The organism is uncultured Sphingomonas sp., assembly GCF_936927845.1.
GTDB lineage: Bacteria > Pseudomonadota > Alphaproteobacteria > Sphingomonadales > Sphingomonadaceae > Sphingomonas.
Map to the genome: position 1 here is coordinate 10670 of NZ_CAKZHV010000062.1, position 15617 is coordinate 26286.

21 protein-coding genes are annotated in these 15617 nt (G+C 67.2%); 13 read left to right on the top strand and 8 right to left on the bottom strand.

Annotated features, from left to right (window positions below):
* Positions 1-16: 16 nt before the first annotated feature.
* A complete protein-coding gene (locus Q0579_RS13485) occupies positions 17-520 on the bottom strand; it encodes a helix-turn-helix domain-containing protein (protein ID WP_298813268.1) in 504 nt (167 codons plus the stop codon).
* 73 nt (positions 521-593) lie between these two features.
* Between Q0579_RS13485 and Q0579_RS13490 the strand changes: the two genes are divergently transcribed.
* Together Q0579_RS13490 and Q0579_RS13495 are read left to right on the top strand one after the other, a co-directional pair.
* Positions 594-1673 (top strand): branched-chain amino acid aminotransferase, encoded by a 1080-nt coding sequence (locus tag Q0579_RS13490; protein WP_298813270.1) that lies wholly within the window; start codon positions 594-596, stop codon positions 1671-1673.
* Between the two features lie 74 nt (positions 1674-1747).
* Positions 1748-2626 carry an MBL fold metallo-hydrolase gene (locus tag Q0579_RS13495; RefSeq protein WP_298813272.1) on the top strand — a complete coding sequence of 293 codons (879 nt, stop codon included), beginning with the start codon at positions 1748-1750 and terminating at the stop codon, positions 2624-2626.
* Between the two features lie 40 nt (positions 2627-2666).
* Here Q0579_RS13495 and Q0579_RS13500 read toward each other — a convergent pair whose 3' ends face one another.
* Positions 2667-3854 (bottom strand): acetyl-CoA C-acyltransferase, encoded by a 1188-nt coding sequence (locus Q0579_RS13500; protein ID WP_298813274.1) that lies wholly within the window; start codon positions 3852-3854, stop codon positions 2667-2669.
* Between the two features lie 101 nt (positions 3855-3955).
* Between Q0579_RS13500 and Q0579_RS13505 the strand changes: the two genes are divergently transcribed.
* Genes Q0579_RS13505 through Q0579_RS13515 form a run of 3 tightly spaced genes read left to right on the top strand, consistent with a single transcriptional unit; the run spans position 3956 to position 6591 of the window.
* Entirely contained in the window at positions 3956-4705 is a 750-nt protein-coding gene (locus Q0579_RS13505) for an A24 family peptidase (RefSeq protein WP_298813275.1), read from the top strand.
* Positions 4702-5154, top strand: coding sequence for a hypothetical protein (locus tag Q0579_RS13510; protein ID WP_298813277.1), 453 nt, complete (start codon positions 4702-4704; stop codon positions 5152-5154). The genes Q0579_RS13505 and Q0579_RS13510 overlap by 4 nt, the downstream gene beginning before the upstream one ends.
* 27 nt (positions 5155-5181) lie before the next feature.
* Positions 5182-6591 (top strand): coniferyl aldehyde dehydrogenase, encoded by a 1410-nt coding sequence (locus Q0579_RS13515; protein WP_298813279.1) that lies wholly within the window; start codon positions 5182-5184, stop codon positions 6589-6591.
* A 62-nt stretch (positions 6592-6653) separates the two neighbouring features.
* On the opposite strand, the gene Q0579_RS13520 is transcribed toward Q0579_RS13515, so the two are convergent.
* Positions 6654-6812: a YdcH family protein gene (locus Q0579_RS13520; RefSeq protein ID WP_298813281.1), complete on the bottom strand. Its 159-nt coding sequence runs from the start codon at positions 6810-6812 to the stop codon at positions 6654-6656.
* Positions 6813-6995: 183 nt separating this feature from the next.
* Between Q0579_RS13520 and Q0579_RS13525 the strand changes: the two genes are divergently transcribed.
* Together Q0579_RS13525 and Q0579_RS13530 are read left to right on the top strand one after the other, a co-directional pair.
* Positions 6996-7190: a DUF465 domain-containing protein gene (locus Q0579_RS13525; RefSeq protein ID WP_298813283.1), complete on the top strand. Its 195-nt coding sequence runs from the start codon at positions 6996-6998 to the stop codon at positions 7188-7190.
* Positions 7191-7271: 81 nt separating this feature from the next.
* The gene (locus tag Q0579_RS13530) at positions 7272-7733 is read left to right on the top strand and encodes a DUF1465 family protein (protein ID WP_298813284.1); all 462 of its coding nucleotides are present in this window, start codon (positions 7272-7274) and stop codon (positions 7731-7733) included.
* 6 nt (positions 7734-7739) lie between these two features.
* Here Q0579_RS13530 and Q0579_RS13535 read toward each other — a convergent pair whose 3' ends face one another.
* Both Q0579_RS13535 and Q0579_RS13540 read right to left on the bottom strand, forming a co-directional pair.
* Positions 7740-8714: a nitronate monooxygenase family protein gene (locus tag Q0579_RS13535; protein WP_298813286.1), complete on the bottom strand. Its 975-nt coding sequence runs from the start codon at positions 8712-8714 to the stop codon at positions 7740-7742.
* 40 nt (positions 8715-8754) lie between these two features.
* Positions 8755-9279 (bottom strand): gamma carbonic anhydrase family protein, encoded by a 525-nt coding sequence (locus tag Q0579_RS13540; protein ID WP_298813288.1) that lies wholly within the window; start codon positions 9277-9279, stop codon positions 8755-8757.
* A 104-nt stretch (positions 9280-9383) separates the two neighbouring features.
* Between Q0579_RS13540 and Q0579_RS13545 the strand changes: the two genes are divergently transcribed.
* Positions 9384-9551, top strand: coding sequence for a hypothetical protein (locus tag Q0579_RS13545; RefSeq protein ID WP_298813290.1), 168 nt, complete (start codon positions 9384-9386; stop codon positions 9549-9551).
* 7 nt (positions 9552-9558) lie between these two features.
* Here Q0579_RS13545 and Q0579_RS13550 read toward each other — a convergent pair whose 3' ends face one another.
* Positions 9559-10878: an MFS transporter gene (locus Q0579_RS13550; RefSeq protein WP_298813292.1), complete on the bottom strand. Its 1320-nt coding sequence runs from the start codon at positions 10876-10878 to the stop codon at positions 9559-9561.
* A 372-nt stretch (positions 10879-11250) separates the two neighbouring features.
* Here Q0579_RS13550 and pgsA point away from each other — a divergent pair, with 372 nt between their 5' ends.
* Genes pgsA through Q0579_RS13565 form a run of 3 tightly spaced genes read left to right on the top strand, consistent with a single transcriptional unit; the run spans position 11251 to position 12516 of the window.
* Entirely contained in the window at positions 11251-11817 is a 567-nt protein-coding gene (gene pgsA / locus Q0579_RS13555) for a CDP-diacylglycerol--glycerol-3-phosphate 3-phosphatidyltransferase (RefSeq protein ID WP_298813293.1), read from the top strand.
* A 4-nt stretch (positions 11818-11821) separates the two neighbouring features.
* Complete coding sequence (gene moaD, locus Q0579_RS13560; RefSeq protein ID WP_298813295.1) at positions 11822-12073, top strand: molybdopterin converting factor subunit 1; 252 nt, start codon at positions 11822-11824, stop codon at positions 12071-12073.
* An 11-nt stretch (positions 12074-12084) separates the two neighbouring features.
* Positions 12085-12516: a molybdenum cofactor biosynthesis protein MoaE gene (locus Q0579_RS13565; RefSeq protein ID WP_298813297.1), complete on the top strand. Its 432-nt coding sequence runs from the start codon at positions 12085-12087 to the stop codon at positions 12514-12516.
* Between the two features lies 1 nt (position 12517).
* Here the strand turns inward: Q0579_RS13565 and Q0579_RS13570 are convergent, their stop codons facing one another.
* Positions 12518-13420 carry a hydrogen peroxide-inducible genes activator gene (locus tag Q0579_RS13570; RefSeq protein ID WP_298813299.1) on the bottom strand — a complete coding sequence of 301 codons (903 nt, stop codon included), beginning with the start codon at positions 13418-13420 and terminating at the stop codon, positions 12518-12520.
* Positions 13421-13490: 70 nt separating this feature from the next.
* Complete coding sequence (locus tag Q0579_RS13575) at positions 13491-14261, bottom strand: sulfite exporter TauE/SafE family protein (RefSeq protein ID WP_298813301.1); 771 nt, start codon at positions 14259-14261, stop codon at positions 13491-13493.
* A gap of 144 nt (positions 14262-14405) precedes the next feature.
* Here Q0579_RS13575 and epsC point away from each other — a divergent pair, with 144 nt between their 5' ends.
* Positions 14406-15092: a serine O-acetyltransferase EpsC gene (gene epsC, locus Q0579_RS13580; protein ID WP_298813303.1), complete on the top strand. Its 687-nt coding sequence runs from the start codon at positions 14406-14408 to the stop codon at positions 15090-15092.
* The gene (locus Q0579_RS13585) at positions 15092-15436 is read left to right on the top strand and encodes a DUF2794 domain-containing protein (protein WP_298813305.1); all 345 of its coding nucleotides are present in this window, start codon (positions 15092-15094) and stop codon (positions 15434-15436) included. The genes epsC and Q0579_RS13585 overlap by 1 nt, the downstream gene beginning before the upstream one ends.
* Positions 15437-15617: the final 181 nt, after the last annotated feature.

A 15617-nucleotide genomic window follows, 5' to 3' on the forward strand; every position in this document is an offset into this window, starting at 1 on the left:
GGCAGTTAGGCGTCGATCAGCGGCGCAGCGCCTCGACGCGCGGCATTTCCTCGGGCGGGATCAAGCCCTCGAGCACCGCCCAGAAACCCGTCACCGCATTCATTCCGGCACGCGAATAGGCCGCCGACAGTCGCTCGCGCAGCGCCTCGAACAATTGTGCTTCAAGCGCGGTGCCCGCTTCGGTCAGGCGCAGCAGCCGCTGCCGCCGATCGCGCTCGCCCGGACGCGTTTCCACCATGTCGCGCTCGATCAGCTCGTTCAGCACGCGGCCGAGCGACTGTTTGGTGATGTTGAGCAAGGCGAGCAGCTCGCTGACCGGCATGTCGGGTCGCCGCGCGATGAAATAAAGCGCGCGGTGGTGCGCGCGGCCGAGTCCCTGTTTCGCCAGCCCGCGGTCGATCGCGCGTGTAATGTGGCTGTTTCCGAAGTAGAGCAGCTCCATGCCCCGACGCAGCTCGGGCTCCCGAAGAAACTGCGGCGACGCGATCTGGGAAGGGGCGGGCTGGGGTGGGGCAGTCATGTTGACCGGCTTTGCCATCGCCCATAACCGACCGCAACCCGCTTTGCGGCGCATCAGACCTGGAGGAACCCCCGTGTTCGCGCTTGAACGTCATCCCACGCCCGTCTCGATCGAGGATCGCACCGCGCGACTGGTGGACCCGGTGTTCGGGCGCGTCTTCACCGATCACATGGCGGTCATGCTCTACAACGAGGAGCAGGGCTGGCACGACGGGCGCATCACCGCGCGTGCGCCGCTGACGATGGACCCGGCATCGGCGGTGCTCCACTACGCGCAGGAAATCTTCGAAGGCATGAAGGCGTACCGGCAGGAGGACGACAGCATCGCGCTGTTCCGCCCGCGCGCCAATGCCGAACGCTTCCGCGCCTCCGCGCGTCGCATGGCGATGCCCGAGCTGCCCGACGAGCTGTTCCTCGCCTCGATCCACGAACTGGTGAAGACCGATCGCGACTGGATCCCGACCAGCGCCGAAGGCTCGCTCTATCTGCGCCCGTTCATGATCGCGTCGGAAGTGTTCCTGGGTGTGAAGCCCGCCGCGCAGTACATCTACATGGTGCTGGCCTCGTCGGTCGGCGCTTATTGGAAGGGTGGCGCGCGCGCCGTCTCGCTTTGGGTCAGCCACGATTACACGCGCGCGGGTGCGGGCGGTACGGGTGCGGCCAAGTGCGGAGGCAATTACGCCACCAGCCTCGTCGCGCAGCAGGAGGCGATCCGCCGCGGCTACGATCAGGTCGTGTTCCTCGACGCGGCCGAGCGCCGCTGGATCGAGGAATTGGGCGGCATGAACATCTTCTTCGTGTTCGACGACGGTTCGATCCAGACCCCGCCGCTGACCGGCACGATCCTGCCCGGCATCACGCGCGACTCGATCCTGAGGCTGGCACGCGACGAAGGGCTGGTGGTGCGCGAGGAGCCTTATTCGATCGAGCAATGGCGCGATGACGCGGCGAGCGGCCGTTTGGTCGAGAGCTTCGCCTGCGGCACCGCCGCGGTCGTGACGCCGATCGGGCGCGTCGCGGGGCCGGGCTATGAATTCACCATCGGCAGCGGGTCGACGGGGCAGACGACGCAGCGGATCCTCGACACGCTGAACGCGATCCAGCGCGGCCGCGCGCCCGATCCGCACGGCTGGCGCGAGCCCGTGCTCGTCTGACGGTGCGCGGCGACGGCGGGAACGCACGCGCGCGTCGGTCATTTCGGCTCTGCCATCTGCAGAGGACGCTTTCGATGATCCGCCCACTCGCCTCGCTTGCGCTCGGCACTGCCTTTGCCGCGGTCGCGGTATCCGCCGCACCGCGGGTGGCGACGCCCGCCGCCACGCCGTTCCGCGTCGGCACGGTCGAGGTCGTCTCATTGCGCGACGCGGAAAACGTCGTGGCGAATGACGGTCAGACGTTCGGCATCGGTCATCCGACTGCGGACGTGGCGGCGGTGCTGCGCGCCCGCGGTGCCCCGGCCGATCCGATCACGCTCGGCGTCGACCAGTTGCTCGTCCGCCTGCCGGGGCGCCTGGTGCTGATCGACAGCGGTTTCGGTCCCAAGATGAACGGCGTGCTGGTGCGCAGCCTCGCCTCGGCCGGGGTCACGCCCGATCAGATCACCGACGTGCTGATCACGCACGGCCATCCCGACCATGTCGGTGGCCTGGTCGACGCGAACGGCAAGCCCGAATTCCCGCGCGCGACCGTCCGGATGTCGGCGCCCGAGTGGCAGTCGCTCCAGCAAGGCCGAGCCGCCGCGGTCGCGCCGGTCATCAAGGCGCAGGTACAGACGTTCGCGCTGGGGGCGCAGGTGCTGCCCGGCATCACCGCGGTCGCGCTCCCCGGTCACACGCCGGGCCACAGCGGCTATCGCATCACCTCGGGCAAGCAGAGCCTGCTCGTCATCGGCGACACCGCGCACAGCGCGATCGTCTCGCTCGCCAAACCCGCGTGGCCGATCCAATATGACGGCGACAAACAGCAGGGCGCGCAGACGCGCGAGCGTGAACTCGCGCAACTGGCGGCGACGCACCAGCGCATCTTCGCGGGGCATTTCCCCTATCCCGGCGTAGGATACGTCGTCCGATCGCGCACGGGCTACGCGTTCCAGCCCGAGCAACGGTGAATCCGCCGCCCCTCTTGATGTCGGGAGGGGCGACGATCCGTCAGTTCATCAATTCGACCGCCATCGCGACCGCCTCTCCGCCGCCGATGCACAGCGACGCCATGCCGCGCTTCGCGCCCCGGTTCTCAAGCGCGCCGAGCAGGGTCGCCAGCACCCGCGCACCCGAGGCGCCGATCGGGTGACCCAGCGCGCACGCGCCGCCATTGACGTTGAGCGTCTCGTGATCGAGCCCGAGGTCGCGCATTGCGATCATCGCGACGCAGGCGAACGCCTCGTTGACTTCGAACAGGTCGACCTCGTCTTTGGTCCAGCCCGCGCGCTCCAGTGCCTTGCGCATCGCCGCGACCGGCGCGGTGGTGAAGCGGGCAGGGGCGTGCGCGTGCGCGGCATGGCTGACGACGCGCGCGACCGGCTTGATCCCCAGCTTCTCCGCCACCGATAACCGCGTCATCACCAGCGCTGCGGCGCCGTCGGAGATCGACGACGCGTTCGCAGCAGTAATCGTCCCGTCTTTCGCGAACGCGGCCTTCAGCGTCGGGATCTTGGCGACATCACCCTTCGCCGGCTGCTCGTCCAGGCTGACAGTGGTGCTGCCCTTGCGCCCGGCGACCTCTACCGCGACGATCTCGCGGTCGAATGCGCCCGACTTCTGCGCCGCCTGCGCGCGCTCCAGCGACTTGATCGCGTAATCGTCCTGCGCGGCGCGCGTGAACTGATATTCCTGCGCGGTTTCCTCGGCGAACACGCCCATCGCCTTGCCCGGCTCGTACGCGTCCTCGAGCCCGTCGAGGAACATGTGGTCGAACAGGCGATCGTGCCCGATCCGCGCGCCGCCGCGGTGCGCCTTGGACAGATAGGGCGCGTTGGTCATGCTCTCCATGCCGCCCGCGACGAGCAGGTCGATCGATCCAGCGCCGAGTGCTTCCGCTCCCATGATCGCCGCCTGCAGGCCCGATCCGCACATCTTGTTGAGCGTCGTCGCCTCGACATGCTCGCCCAGCCCCGCGAAGATCGCGGCCTGCCGCGCGGGAGCCTGGCCGAGACCCGCGGACAGCACGTTGCCCATGTAGATGCGCTCGACCGCGTCCGCGCTCACGCCCGCGCGCTCGACCGCCGCCTTGACCGCGCTTGCGCCCAGTTGCGGCGCGCTCGCGCCCGCTAGGCTCCCCTGCATCGACCCCATCGGGGTGCGCGCGTAGGAAAGAATGACGACGGGATCGCTAGCCATGACATGCTCCTGGTGGGCGGTCGGCCTGCGTGGAGCCGACGCTGGTTGTTGCACTGCACCTAAGATATGCGGCACCCGATTGCCAGAGGTGGGAGGCGCGCGTGACGGTCGCATCATGGGTCGTGCTGCTCGCGCTCGCCGGCGCGATCGCGGGCAGTTTCCTGTCTACGATCGTCGTGCGCTGGCCGCAGGATCGTTCGGTGCTGCATGGCCGATCCGCGTGCGATGGCTGCGGACGCACGCTCGCCGCGTGGGAGCTGGTGCCGGTCATCAGCGCGGTCGCCGCGCGCGGACGCTGTCGCACCTGCAGCGCGCGGATCGACCCGCGCCATCTCGCCTTCGAGTTCGGTTGCGCGGCGATCGGCGCCGTCTCCGCCACCGCCGCGCCGGGACCGGCGGGGGCGGCGGGTGCGGTGTTCGGGTGGCTGCTGCTGACGCTCGCGGCGCTCGACGCGGCCGAGCTGTGGCTGCCCGACCCGCTCGTCGCGGCGCTCGCGCTCACCGGTATCGCGAGCGCGGTCTGGAGCGCGCCGCTGCTCGGTGACCGATTGATCGGCGGCGCGGGCGGATTTGCGACCCTTTGGTTGATCGCCGCCGCTTATCGACGGTTGCGCGGGCGCGAGGGGCTGGGCGGCGGTGATCCAAAGCTGTTCGGCGCGATCGGGCTGTGGCTCGGCTGGCGGATGCTGCCCGCGGTGCTGCTGCTCGCCGGGCTGGTGGGATTGGGGCTGGTGCTGGTTCAGCAGGTGCGCGGCCGCGCGGTCGCCGCGGACGATGCGTTGCCGTTCGGGACCTTTCTCGCGGTGGCGGCTTACCCGGCGTGGCTCGTCATGATAGTCTTGCCCGTATGATGTCCGCGTTCCTCGCCGCGCTCCTGCTCGCGCCTGTCGTGGCCGCGCCCGAGCCGCGTCCGCCCGCCTCGATCGACGGCTATCCGATCGGCGGCATCGGGCGCCAATCGCTCCCCGCTAAGGGCTGCGCGGCCTATCTGTTCAGCACGGGTGAGACGCGGACGCTGGTCGCGATGGCGGGTGCGGAGGCGGGCGTGTTGCGGATCGCACTCGACGGGCAGGTGCGCGACTATGCGCGTGCCGCGAGCGGTGCGGCGGTCGATCTGGGGTTCGCCAGCCAGACGCGCTACGTCGCGGGCGATACCTTGGTGACGCTCACCATGACGATCACGCGTCGACCCGATCTGGCGCAGGGCGCGATCGTGTCCGACGCGACCCTGCTCGTCGAGCGCGGCGACAAGGACGGGGTCATCATGCCCCTTGCCGGGATGATCGGCTGCGCGAGTTAGAAGACCATAAAACAAGGGGAGAGTGTGATGCGAGACGTATTGGATGCTCAACGTGCCGCGTTCATGGCGGCGCTCCCCGAACCCTTGTCGACGCGGCGCGATCGCCTGACCCGCGCCGCCGCGATGATCGCCGACCATGCCGACCGCCTGTGCGACGCCTTGTCGGAGGATTTCGGCCACCGCAGCCGCGAGCAATCGATGCTGACCGACATCGCGAGCTCGGTCGCGCCGATCCGCCACGCGTTGAAGCACCTCGAAACCTGGGCCCGCCCGGAGAAACGGCGGGTGCAATTCCCGCTCGGGCTGCTCGGCGCAAAGGCCGCGGTCGAATATCAGCCCAAGGGCGTGGTCGGCGTGATCGCGCCGTGGAACTTCCCGGTCAACCTCGTCATGTCGCCGCTCGCGGGCATCTTCGCCGCGGGCAATCGCGCGATGGTCAAGACGAGCGAGTTCACGCCGGCGACGGGCGCGCTGATGGCGGAGATCGCGCGGCAATATTTCGACACGACCGAACTCGCCTTCGTCGAGGGCGGGCCGGAGGTCGGCAAGGCGTTCGCCGAGCTGCCGTTCGATCACCTGATCTTCACCGGTGCGACCGGGATCGCGCGCCACATCCTCCACGCCGCAGCGGACCATCTCGTGCCCGTCACGCTCGAACTCGGCGGCAAGTCGCCGGTGATCGTGGGCGAGGGGGCCGACATCACGCGCACCACCGAGCGCGTCGCGCTCGGCAAAATGCTCAACGCCGGGCAGATCTGTCTCGCCCCCGATTACATGCTGGTCCGCCCCGAGCAGGAGGAAGCGGTGGTCGCCGGGCTAAAGTCGGCGGCGTCGGCGATGTATCCGACCCTGCTCGCCAACCCCGATTACACCGCGATCATCAACGATCGCCATCACCAGCGCCTGACCGACTGGGTCGAGGACGCGCGATCGAAGGGCGCGCGCGTCGAGGTCGTGAACCCGGCGAACGAGGATTTCACCGCCACCAACAGCCGCAAGATGCCGCTGACGATCGTGCGCGACGTGACCGACGACATGACGCTGATGCAGGAGGAGATCTTCGGCCCCGTGCTGCCGATCCGCCGCTACGATTCGCTGGATGGCGCGATCGATCTGGTCAACCGGCGCGACCGTCCGCTGGCGGTCTATTATTTCGGCGACGACGAGCGCGGGCAGCGCCAGGTGCTCGATCGCACGATTTCGGGCGGGGCGACGATCAACGACGTCATCTTCCACGTCTCGATGGAGGATCTGCCGTTCGGCGGCGTCGGGCCGTCGGGGATGGGCAGCTACCACGGGCTCGACGGCTTTCGCACCTTCAGTCACGCGAAAGCGGTGTACCGGCAGCCGAAGCTCGATGTCGCCAAACTGGCGGGATTGAAGCCGCCTTATGGTGCGGCGACGAAGCGCGGCATCGCGCAGCAGATGAAACGCTGAGCCTGCGATCGGCTCGCGGATGAAAGGCCCGGCGGGTCAATACCGCCGGGCCGCTGACGGGATCAGTGCGCCGCGCTCATTTCTTCCTTCAATCGCAGCTTCTGCTTCTTCAAATCCGCGAGTACGGCGGCGTCCGGCATCGGTCGCTGCGACTCGGCGTGGATCCGTTGATCGAGTGTGGCGTGCTTCGCCTCCAGGGCCTGCATATGGGCAGTCTGCATCGCTCTTTCCTCCTTCGTGGTTGAACGAGACCGAGGAGTGAACCACCAAATCGTGTGAAAGTCTCGTGACAAATAGTGCAACATCGACGGGCCGCGGCGATCGCGCGACGACGTGCGATTTGCTGCACATGCGCCTCGGTGGAGGCTATAAGAGTCGCAACAAGGGCCAGGGGGCGTGAGCGGGTGGACGAACAGCATATTCTCGCGCGGCTCAACCTGCTGCGGATCGAGCACCGTGATCTCGACAGCGCGATCGCCGCCCTGGCCGACGGCGTCTCCGATCAGCTCCAGCTCGCACGGTTGAAGAAGCGCAAGCTGAAGCTGCGCGACGAGATCAGCCAGCTCGAAGATTATCTGCTGCCCGACAGCATCGCCTGATCCGAAATGACACCGAAGCCGCGGGCACCGAACGCACGTCCCCGTGGTCCGCACCGCTGCGCTATGGCACGAACCTGATCCATGCTGCACCGCTTTCCCGACGACCGCATTCACCGCCGCCTGATCGATTCGGTCTATCTCGAGGCGATGCTGCTGGCTGACGAGGCGCGCAGCTATTTCGATGAGGTCGGGCGGCTGGAACGCGAGATGCTATCGCCGATGACGCGCGTGTCGTTCAGTTGCGAATCGCTCAAGGTCACGACCCGGCTGATGCACGTGATCGCGTGGTTGCTGACGCAACGCGCCGTGATCGCAGGCGAGCTTTCACCGGCACAGGCGCTGGAGCCTTCGCGGCGGCTGGGCGAGGCACCCGGCACCGACGCGCACGTCGCCGACGACATGCCGCGGCAGGCGCAGCGGATGATCGCCGCGAGCATCGATCTGCACCGCCGCGTCGCACGGCTCGACGCCGCGCAGGAGTGTGGCGCGCCGAACCTCAGTCCGGCGCGCGTGATGCTCGATCGGCTCGCGACCGCGTTCTAGGCTCGGTCAGGCAGCGGTGGCGAGGCCGAGCCGCGCGCGCGCGGCCTGATATTCGCGCGCCAGGCGCTCGACGCGTGCGGCGACCGATTCGACCTTGTCGACCGATCCGATCCCCTGACCCGAACCCCAGATGTCGCGCCACGCCTTCGCCTTTCCGGCATTGTCGCCGCCGCCGAAGTTCATCGTCTTGTAGTCGCCCGCGGGCAGATTGTCGGGGTCGAGCCCGGCGGCCTGGATCGATCCGCGCAGGTAATTGCCGTGGACGCCGGTAAACAGGTCGGAATAAACGATATCGGCCGCACGCCCCTCGACGATGCCCTGCTTGTAGCGCTCATCGGCATTGGCCTCTTCGGTCGCGATGAAGATCGAACCGGCGTAGGCGAAATCGGCACCCATTGCCTCCGCCGCCAGCACCGCGTCGCCGGTGCCGATCGAGCCCGACAGCGCCAGCGGACCGTCGAACCATTGCCTGATCTCGCTCACCAACGCGAACGGCGACGTCCGACCGGCGTGCCCGCCGGCACCCGCCGCCACCGCGATCAGCCCGTCGGCGCCTTTTTCCACCGCCTTCTGCGCGAAGCGGTCGTCGATGACGTCGTGCATCGTGATCCCGCCCCAGCCATGCACCGCCTGGTTCAGTTCGGCACGCGCGCCGAGCGAGGTAATCGTGATCGGCACCTGCCACTTCTCGCACACCGCCAGATCCTGCTCGAGCCGATCGTTGGACTTGTGCACGATCTGGTTGACCGCGAACGGAGCGGCGGGCCGCTCGGGGTTGGCGCGATTGTGCGCGGCGAGTTCCTCGGTGATCCGGTGCAGCCATTCGTCGAGCAGGCTCGCCGGCCGCGCGTTGAGCGCCGGAAACGAGCCGACGATCCCCGCCTTGCACTGCGCGATCACCAGTTCCGGGCCGGAAATGATGAACAGCGGCGAGCCGATAACGGGCAGACGCAGGCGGCTGAGAATAGCAGGCTTTGGCATAACCCTGGTTATGCAGACACGCTCGCGCCTGTCCAGCGCGCTATTCTACCTCGTGCAACTCCGCCGCCGCGGCACGCCCGTTCGCAACGTAATGCGCCGCCGATACCTTCAGCATCGCGATGGCGCGCTCGTCCAATTGCCGCACTGTCTTCGCCGGGCTGCCGACGATCAGGCTGCCGGGCGGAAAGGTCTTACCCTCGGTCACCAGCGCGCCCGCGCCGACCAGGCAATCGTCGGCGATCACCGCATTGTTGAGCACGGTTGCGCCCATGCCGATCAGCACGCGGTTGCCGATCGTGCAGCCGTGCAGGATCGCGTGGTGGCCGACCGTCACGTCCTCGCCGATCGTCAGCGGCGAACCCGGATCGGAATGCAGCATCGCACCTTCCTGCACGTTGCTGCGTGCGCCAATCGGGATCGGCGTGTTGTCGGCGCGGATAACGGCGCGAAACCATACGCTCACGTCCTCGCCTAGCACGACGTCGCCGATCACGTCGGCGCTGGGCGCCACCCAGGCGGTTGCGTGCCGCGTCGGGCGCTTCCCCTTGAAGGCGTAGAGCGGCATCCGGTCTCTCCTCTCGTGTCCCGTTCGGGTACGTCCCGTTTCGGCACGGGCGTTAACCAACGGCTTTAATCGACCAAAACGTAAACGTCGCGTTTACCAGCGCCATGAAGCGCAGACTTGTTCTCACCAACGAAGCCGCCGGCCACCCGTTTCGCCGCACGCTGCCGCCGCCTGCACCTATCAAGAAGGTGCGCCGCGACGACGAGGACGTGAAGCTGTTCGTGCTGAGCTTTTTCGCTTTCTTTACCTGTTTCTACACGTTGATCTTCTGACGCAGCCTCAACCGGCGCCATCGTGCGCCGGACAGCCGTCGTCGCAGGCGCGGTGTAGTTTCTGCGCCAGCCATGCACTGACCAGGCACATGCCCGCGACGACGAACAGCAGATCCTCGGCGGTGACGCCCGCCATGCTGATGCCGGTCACCACCGCCGCTCCCGTCACCATCGCGGCGGAGTTGACGACGTTGTTTGCCGCCACCGTGCGCGCGGTCTGATCCTCCGCGACCGTGGTGGTCAGAAAGGCGTAGAGCGGCACCACGAACATGCCGCCCGTCACCGCGATGGCGAGCAGGACGATCAGCACCAGCGCGGCGCGCGGCTGCGCGATGAATGCGGTCCAGTCGTATAATTGGCCCGCCGGCGCCGGATCCCACGTTCGCACCAGCAGCGAGAAGATCACGACGAACACGCCCATCGCGACCACCGAGGCAGGCGCGTAGCGCGCCGAGATACGCCCTTTCAGCATCGTGTTGATGACGACCGATCCGATCGCGATTCCGACCGACAGCGTGCCCGTGAAGATGCTCGCGACCTGCTGGCTTGTGGTCAGCACGTTTTTCACCAGCGGCGGAAAGATGATGATCAGCACCGCGCCAATCGTCCAGAAGAAGCTGATCGAGCAGATCGCCAGGAACAGCCGCGGGATGTGCAGCGTCGCCGATACCAACCGCCATGACGAGCGGAACGGGTTGAGATCGAGCGCGATGGGCGGGCCCAATCGGGGCGCCGGCGGTACCTGCCGCCCGGAGAACCAACCGATCGCGGCGATGATCAGCACGCCCACCGCGGCGCTGTGCGGGGTGATCCAACCCGCGACGACGGTGCCCGTCAGGATCGCCAGGTAGGTGCCCGCCTCGACCAGCCCGGTCCCGCCCAGCACGTCGCCGCGCGCCAGATGCTGCGGCAGGATGGCGTATTTGATCGGGCCGAAGAAGGTCGAATGCATGCCGAGCAGAAACACCGCGCCCAGCATCAGGACGATGCCGGTCGTCTGCCACGCGGTATGTGCGATCAGCAGCCCGGCCGCTCCCACCAGCATGATGCCGATCTCCGCCGTTTTCACGAAACGGATGATCCGCGCCTTGTCGTGGCTGTCCGCCAATTGCCCGGCAAGGGCTGAAAACAACAGGAACGGCAGCGTCGACAGGGCGGTCGCCAGCGCGTTGAAGCTCTGCTCGACCTTGGCATCGTTGAAGATCGCGTAGGTCGCGAACAGGACCATCGCCTGCTTGAACAGATTGTCGTTGAAGGCGCCCAGGAACTGGGTGGTGAACAGCGGCAGGAAATTGCGGCGTTTCAGGAGCCCGAGGGCATTGATCATGACGCGAGAAAAGGCCCGTCCTGTGGCGAAACGCTGGCCGGCATAGCCGCTTCGCGAGCGTGGACCAATGCCGATTGTACGGGCGAGGGTCAGTGTGCCCGACGGCGAGCAACAAGGGAGGTCGCCCGAACTGCTCCCATACCTCCGTCATCCCGGGCTCGACCCGGGATCACGTTTCTTGTCCCCGCCCCCTGAAAGCGGAACCTCGGATCAAGTTTGGGGTGGCGAGTGGAGGGGAGGATAGTCCGACCCGCGCCCGCACCGAACATCGGCAACCTTCACTCAACCGCCCAGCTACCACACGGCCACCATGACCCACTCGACCGAGCCGCCCCTTGCACCGCGCGCCGACGCGGTCCAAGCGTGAGGGCGATGTTGTCGCTTCCCAACCTGCTTACCTTGTCGCGCATCGTCGCGGTGCCGTTGCTTGTCTGGTTTCTATGGTGGCCGACCTGGGCGGCGGGGTTCGGCGTCGCGTTCGCCCTCTACTGTTTGATGGGCGTCACCGACTATTTCGACGGCTATCTCGCACGCGCGCAGGGCACGGTGTCGAAACTCGGCGTGTTTCTCGATCCGATCGCGGACAAGATCATGGTCGCCGCGGTGATCCTGATGCTGGTCGGCACGCGGCACGAGGATACGGCGGTCATCACGGGCGTCCACATCATCGCAGCACTCGTCATCCTCCTGCGCGAGATCGCGGTTTCGGGGTTGCGTGAATTCCTGGCGGGCCTCCAGGTTTCCTTGCCGGTGTCGAAACTCGCCAAGTGGAAGACGACGCTGCAAATCGTCGCCTTCGGCGCGCTGATCCTCGCCGGCGCGCTGCCGGCCGAGGCGTGGATCAAGGCGGTCGGGCTCGCCTGCTTGTGGGCAGCGGCCGCGCTGACGCTGATCACCGGGTGGGATTACCTGCGTGTCGGCATCAGGCACATGGATTAAGCACATGCAAATGCTGTATTTCGCCTGGGTTCGCGAACGCATCGGCGTGGGTGAGGAGCAGGTTTCGCCGCCCGCCGGCATCGCCACCGTCGCCGACCTGATCGCGTGGCTGTCGTCGCGCAGTGACGGCCACGCCGCCGCCTTTGCCGAGCCCGCGCGGCTGCGCGCGGCGGTGGATCAGGCCTTCGTGCCGATCGACACGCCGATCGCGGGCGCGCGCGAGATCGCGATCTTCCCGCCGGTGACCGGCGGATGAGCGAAGGTGCAATGATCCGCGTGGCTGTCACCACCGATGCGATCAACATCGCGGCCGAGCAGTTGCTGCTAGAGCAGGGCGGGGCGGTCGCGACCTTTACCGGGCTCGTGCGCGCCGATGATGGTGTCGCGACGTTGGAGCTCGAGCATTATCCCGGCGCGACCGAGGCGGCGCTGACGCGATTGGCTGAGGAAGCCGTCCGGCGCTGGTCGCTCAACGCCGCGACGATCGTTCACCGTGTGGGTCCGATGCAGCCGGGCGAGCGGATCGTTTTCACCGGCGCCGCCTCCGCGCACCGCGCCGCCGCGCTCGATGCGTGCGCCTTTCTGATCGACCGGTTGAAGACCGACGCCCCGTTCTGGAAACGCGAGGTGGTGGCGGGCGAGGGGCGCTGGGTCGAGGCGCGCGACAGCGACGATCACGCGGCCGATCGCTGGCGCTGAGCTAGCGCGCGGTCTTCAACACCTCGGCCAGTAACTGGAAGTCGCGTTCGCGCGGCGAGGCGCGCCGCCACACCAGCGCGAGCGTGCGGTCGGGATGCTCGGCGTCGAGCGGCCGTGCCGTGACGCGCGTATGGTCGAGGATCCCCGCGTCGAGCGCGATCTTGGGCAGCATCGTGACGCCCAGACCGTTGTCGACCATCTGCACGACCGTGTGGAGCGAGGTGCCGAGCATCGTCGCCTCGGCGCGCAGTTCCGGCCGGTTGCACGCGGCCAGCGCGTGATCCTTCAAGCAGTGCCCGTCTTCGAGCAGCAGCAATCGCGTCTCGTCGATGTCGGCGGGCTGCACCGCCGCGGGCGAGGCGGGCATCTCGCCCTCGGGAAAGGCAAGGTACAGCCGGTCGTCGAACAGCGGCGCGACCGACACGTCGCCGCACGAATAAGGCAGCGCCAGCAGCACGCAATCGGCGCGCCCGTTCGCCAGCGCCTCGCATGCCGGCCCGCTCGGCTCCTCGCGGAGGAACAGCTTGAGATCGGGATAGTCCTCGCGCAGCCGCGGCAGGATGCGCGGCAGCATGAACGGCGCAATCGTCGGAATGACGCTCATCCGCATCTCACCCGACAGCGGCCGCCCGGCGGCGCGCGCCATGTCGCCCAGCTCCTCCGCTTCGCGCAGCACGCGGCGTGCCTTGGTCGCGATCTGGTCACCCAACGGGGTGAAGCGCACGACGCGCCGCGTCCGCTCGACCAGCGTCACCCCGATCAGCGTCTCCAATTCGCGCAACCCCGCCGACAGCGTCGATTGCGTCACGAAGCACGCATCCGCCGCGCGACCGAAATGACCATGGTCCTTCAGCGCGACCAGATATTGCAATTGCTTGAGCGTCGGCAGGTAGGTGGCTGACATTCATCGCTCCGCTCGATCGGAGTGCGCAGGCATAATCCCTTCGCTCGATCAGGCAAGCGAAGCCCGCGCGCTACATCAATACCGCGACAATGAAGCCGTAGGTGCTGGTGACGGTCAGCACTGCCCCCACCAGGATCAGCAACGCGCGCGTGGGGATGCGCTTGGCGAGGATCGCGCCGATCGGCGCCGCCGCCACCCCGCCGATCAGCAAGCCGAGTGTCGCGGTCGCGAAATCTCGGAGCCCCAGATGGTAGATAAAGGCAGCGGACACGGTCAGCGTAAGGAAGAATTCGACCGAGTTGACGGTTCCGACGACCCGCCGCGGCTCGACACCCTGAACCAGCAGGTTGGAGGTCACCATCGGACCCCAGCCACCGCCGCCCACCGCATCGAGAAAGCCGCCGATCAGGCCGATCGGCGCGACGATCTTCGCGCGCCCGTGCTGCGGCGTCGACATCAACCCTCGCACCAGCAGGTAGATGCCCATCGCAACCAGATAGGCGAGCACGAAGGGTTTGACGACGCTGCCGTCGATGCTGGTCAGCACGTAGGCGCCGGCCACGCCGCCGACCAGGCCGGGGATCAGCAGGCGGACGAACAAGGCGCGGTCGATATTGCCGTTGATCGCGTGGCTTATCCCCGACACCGCCGTGGTGAAGGTTTCGACGATATGGACGTTCGCCGACGCGCGCGCCGGCGCCACGCCCACCACGGCGACCAGCAACACGTTGCAGATCACGCCGAACGCCATGCCCAGTGCACCGTCGACCAGTTGCGCGGCAAAGCCGATCGCGACGAACGGCAGGATCGTGCCAAGGTCTATCAGGCTGAAATCAGGCATGAAGCCTCTTTGGCGGGTGCGCGCGGCCGGGTCGAGATAGAAATCCGATGGTGCCGCTAGGCTTTGTTCGCGCGCTGTTGGGCGCTGGAAAAGGTCAGGAGGTGCACCTAAGTGGATGGTTCACGCGTATAGGGGCGCGGTATCATGTCACTTCTTTCCTACATCGACTCGATCCGCGCACGCGATCCGGCACCGCGCAGCCGTGCTGAAATCCTGACCTATCCCGGTGTCTGGGCGCTCGGGTGGCACAAGCTCGCGCACCGGCTGTTCCGTGCCCGCTTCTTCTTTCTCGCCCGCTGCGTAAACCATTTCTCGCGCGCGACCACTGCGATCGACATCCATCCGGGCGCAACGATCGGCCGTAACTTCTTCATCGATCACGGTTTCGTGGTGATCGGCGAAACCGCGGTCATCGGCGACAACGTGACGATCTACCAGTGCGTGACGCTTGGCGGAACCAGCCCCGACAATGGCGTCGGTGGCAAGCGGCACCCGACGATCGCCGATGGCGCGATCATCGGGTCTGGTGCGCAGGTCCTCGGGCCGATCACGGTCGGTCCGCGCGCGCGTGTCGGAGCCAATGCGGTGGTGACGCGCGACGTACCCGAAGGCGCGGTGATGGTCGGCATTCCCGCGCGCCCGACGATGGTCGAGGGCGGGCAGGCACCCGAACGTCGCTTCGTCCCTTATGGTACGCCGTGTTCGGAGATGTTCGATCCCGCCACGCAGAAGGTTGAGCTGCTCCGCTGCGAACTGGAGGCGATGCGCAAGCGACTGGACGCACTGCTGGAGGAACAGGAGCAGGACGGCGAAAGGCGTAACCGCGCCTGATGGGTATCGTTACCCCATTTCCCAAGCCCGCCGGTGCTCCGTCGCAGGTCGCCTTCGACCGGCAGGAGCTGACGCGCATCCTCGATCTCTACGGCCGCATGGTCGCCGCCGGACATTGGCGCGATTACGCGATCGATCTCGGGCGCGAAGCCGCGACCTTCTCCGCCTTTCGCCGCGCAACCGAACGGCCTGAATTCCGGATCGAGAAACGCCCCAGCCTGCGGCAACGCCAAGGCATGTGGGCGCTCGTCGGTGAGGCGGGGCAGGTGATCAAGCGCGGGCACGATTTGGGCCCGATCCTCGCGCCCGTCGAGCGACGACTGCTCAAGCTGGTCGAAGAATAGGACGGTCAGCGACGTTCGAGGCCGAACGCTCACCGCGCATATGGTTGAGCCAATGCTGGTAGGCGTCCGACATCCGGCTTGGCAGTCACGTATCGTCGCGCACGTCGACGCCGCTTCCATGCCATACCGTAAGCGTCCGGTGACGGCGTCACCTCAAACGGGCCGGTAGTTCCACGGCAGC

What these genes read in the sequence shown, in the direction of transcription:
- Q0579_RS13520 (WP_298813281.1), bottom strand. Translation starts at nt 6,812, where the DNA reads ATGCAGACTGCCCATATGCAGGCCCTGGAGGCGAAGCACGCCACACTC.
- pgsA (WP_298813293.1), top strand. Translation starts at nt 11,251, where the DNA reads ATGTTGTCGCTTCCCAACCTGCTTACCTTGTCGCGCATCGTCGCGGTG.
- Q0579_RS13510 (WP_298813277.1), top strand. Translation starts at nt 4,702, where the DNA reads ATGATGTCCGCGTTCCTCGCCGCGCTCCTGCTCGCGCCTGTCGTGGCC.
- Q0579_RS13585 (WP_298813305.1), top strand. Translation starts at nt 15,092, where the DNA reads ATGGGTATCGTTACCCCATTTCCCAAGCCCGCCGGTGCTCCGTCGCAG.
- Q0579_RS13565 (WP_298813297.1), top strand. Translation starts at nt 12,085, where the DNA reads ATGATCCGCGTGGCTGTCACCACCGATGCGATCAACATCGCGGCCGAG.
- Q0579_RS13500 (WP_298813274.1), bottom strand. Translation starts at nt 3,854, where the DNA reads ATGGCTAGCGATCCCGTCGTCATTCTTTCCTACGCGCGCACCCCGATG.
- Q0579_RS13545 (WP_298813290.1), top strand. Translation starts at nt 9,384, where the DNA reads ATGAAGCGCAGACTTGTTCTCACCAACGAAGCCGCCGGCCACCCGTTT.
- moaD (WP_298813295.1), top strand. Translation starts at nt 11,822, where the DNA reads ATGCAAATGCTGTATTTCGCCTGGGTTCGCGAACGCATCGGCGTGGGT.
- Q0579_RS13550 (WP_298813292.1), bottom strand. Translation starts at nt 10,878, where the DNA reads ATGATCAATGCCCTCGGGCTCCTGAAACGCCGCAATTTCCTGCCGCTG.
- Q0579_RS13485 (WP_298813268.1), bottom strand. Translation starts at nt 520, where the DNA reads ATGACTGCCCCACCCCAGCCCGCCCCTTCCCAGATCGCGTCGCCGCAG.
- Q0579_RS13495 (WP_298813272.1), top strand. Translation starts at nt 1,748, where the DNA reads ATGATCCGCCCACTCGCCTCGCTTGCGCTCGGCACTGCCTTTGCCGCG.
- Q0579_RS13575 (WP_298813301.1), bottom strand. Translation starts at nt 14,261, where the DNA reads ATGCCTGATTTCAGCCTGATAGACCTTGGCACGATCCTGCCGTTCGTC.
- Q0579_RS13530 (WP_298813284.1), top strand. Translation starts at nt 7,272, where the DNA reads ATGCTGCACCGCTTTCCCGACGACCGCATTCACCGCCGCCTGATCGAT.
- Q0579_RS13515 (WP_298813279.1), top strand. Translation starts at nt 5,182, where the DNA reads ATGCGAGACGTATTGGATGCTCAACGTGCCGCGTTCATGGCGGCGCTC.
- Q0579_RS13570 (WP_298813299.1), bottom strand. Translation starts at nt 13,420, where the DNA reads ATGTCAGCCACCTACCTGCCGACGCTCAAGCAATTGCAATATCTGGTC.
- epsC (WP_298813303.1), top strand. Translation starts at nt 14,406, where the DNA reads ATGTCACTTCTTTCCTACATCGACTCGATCCGCGCACGCGATCCGGCA.
- Q0579_RS13540 (WP_298813288.1), bottom strand. Translation starts at nt 9,279, where the DNA reads ATGCCGCTCTACGCCTTCAAGGGGAAGCGCCCGACGCGGCACGCAACC.
- Q0579_RS13535 (WP_298813286.1), bottom strand. Translation starts at nt 8,714, where the DNA reads ATGCCAAAGCCTGCTATTCTCAGCCGCCTGCGTCTGCCCGTTATCGGC.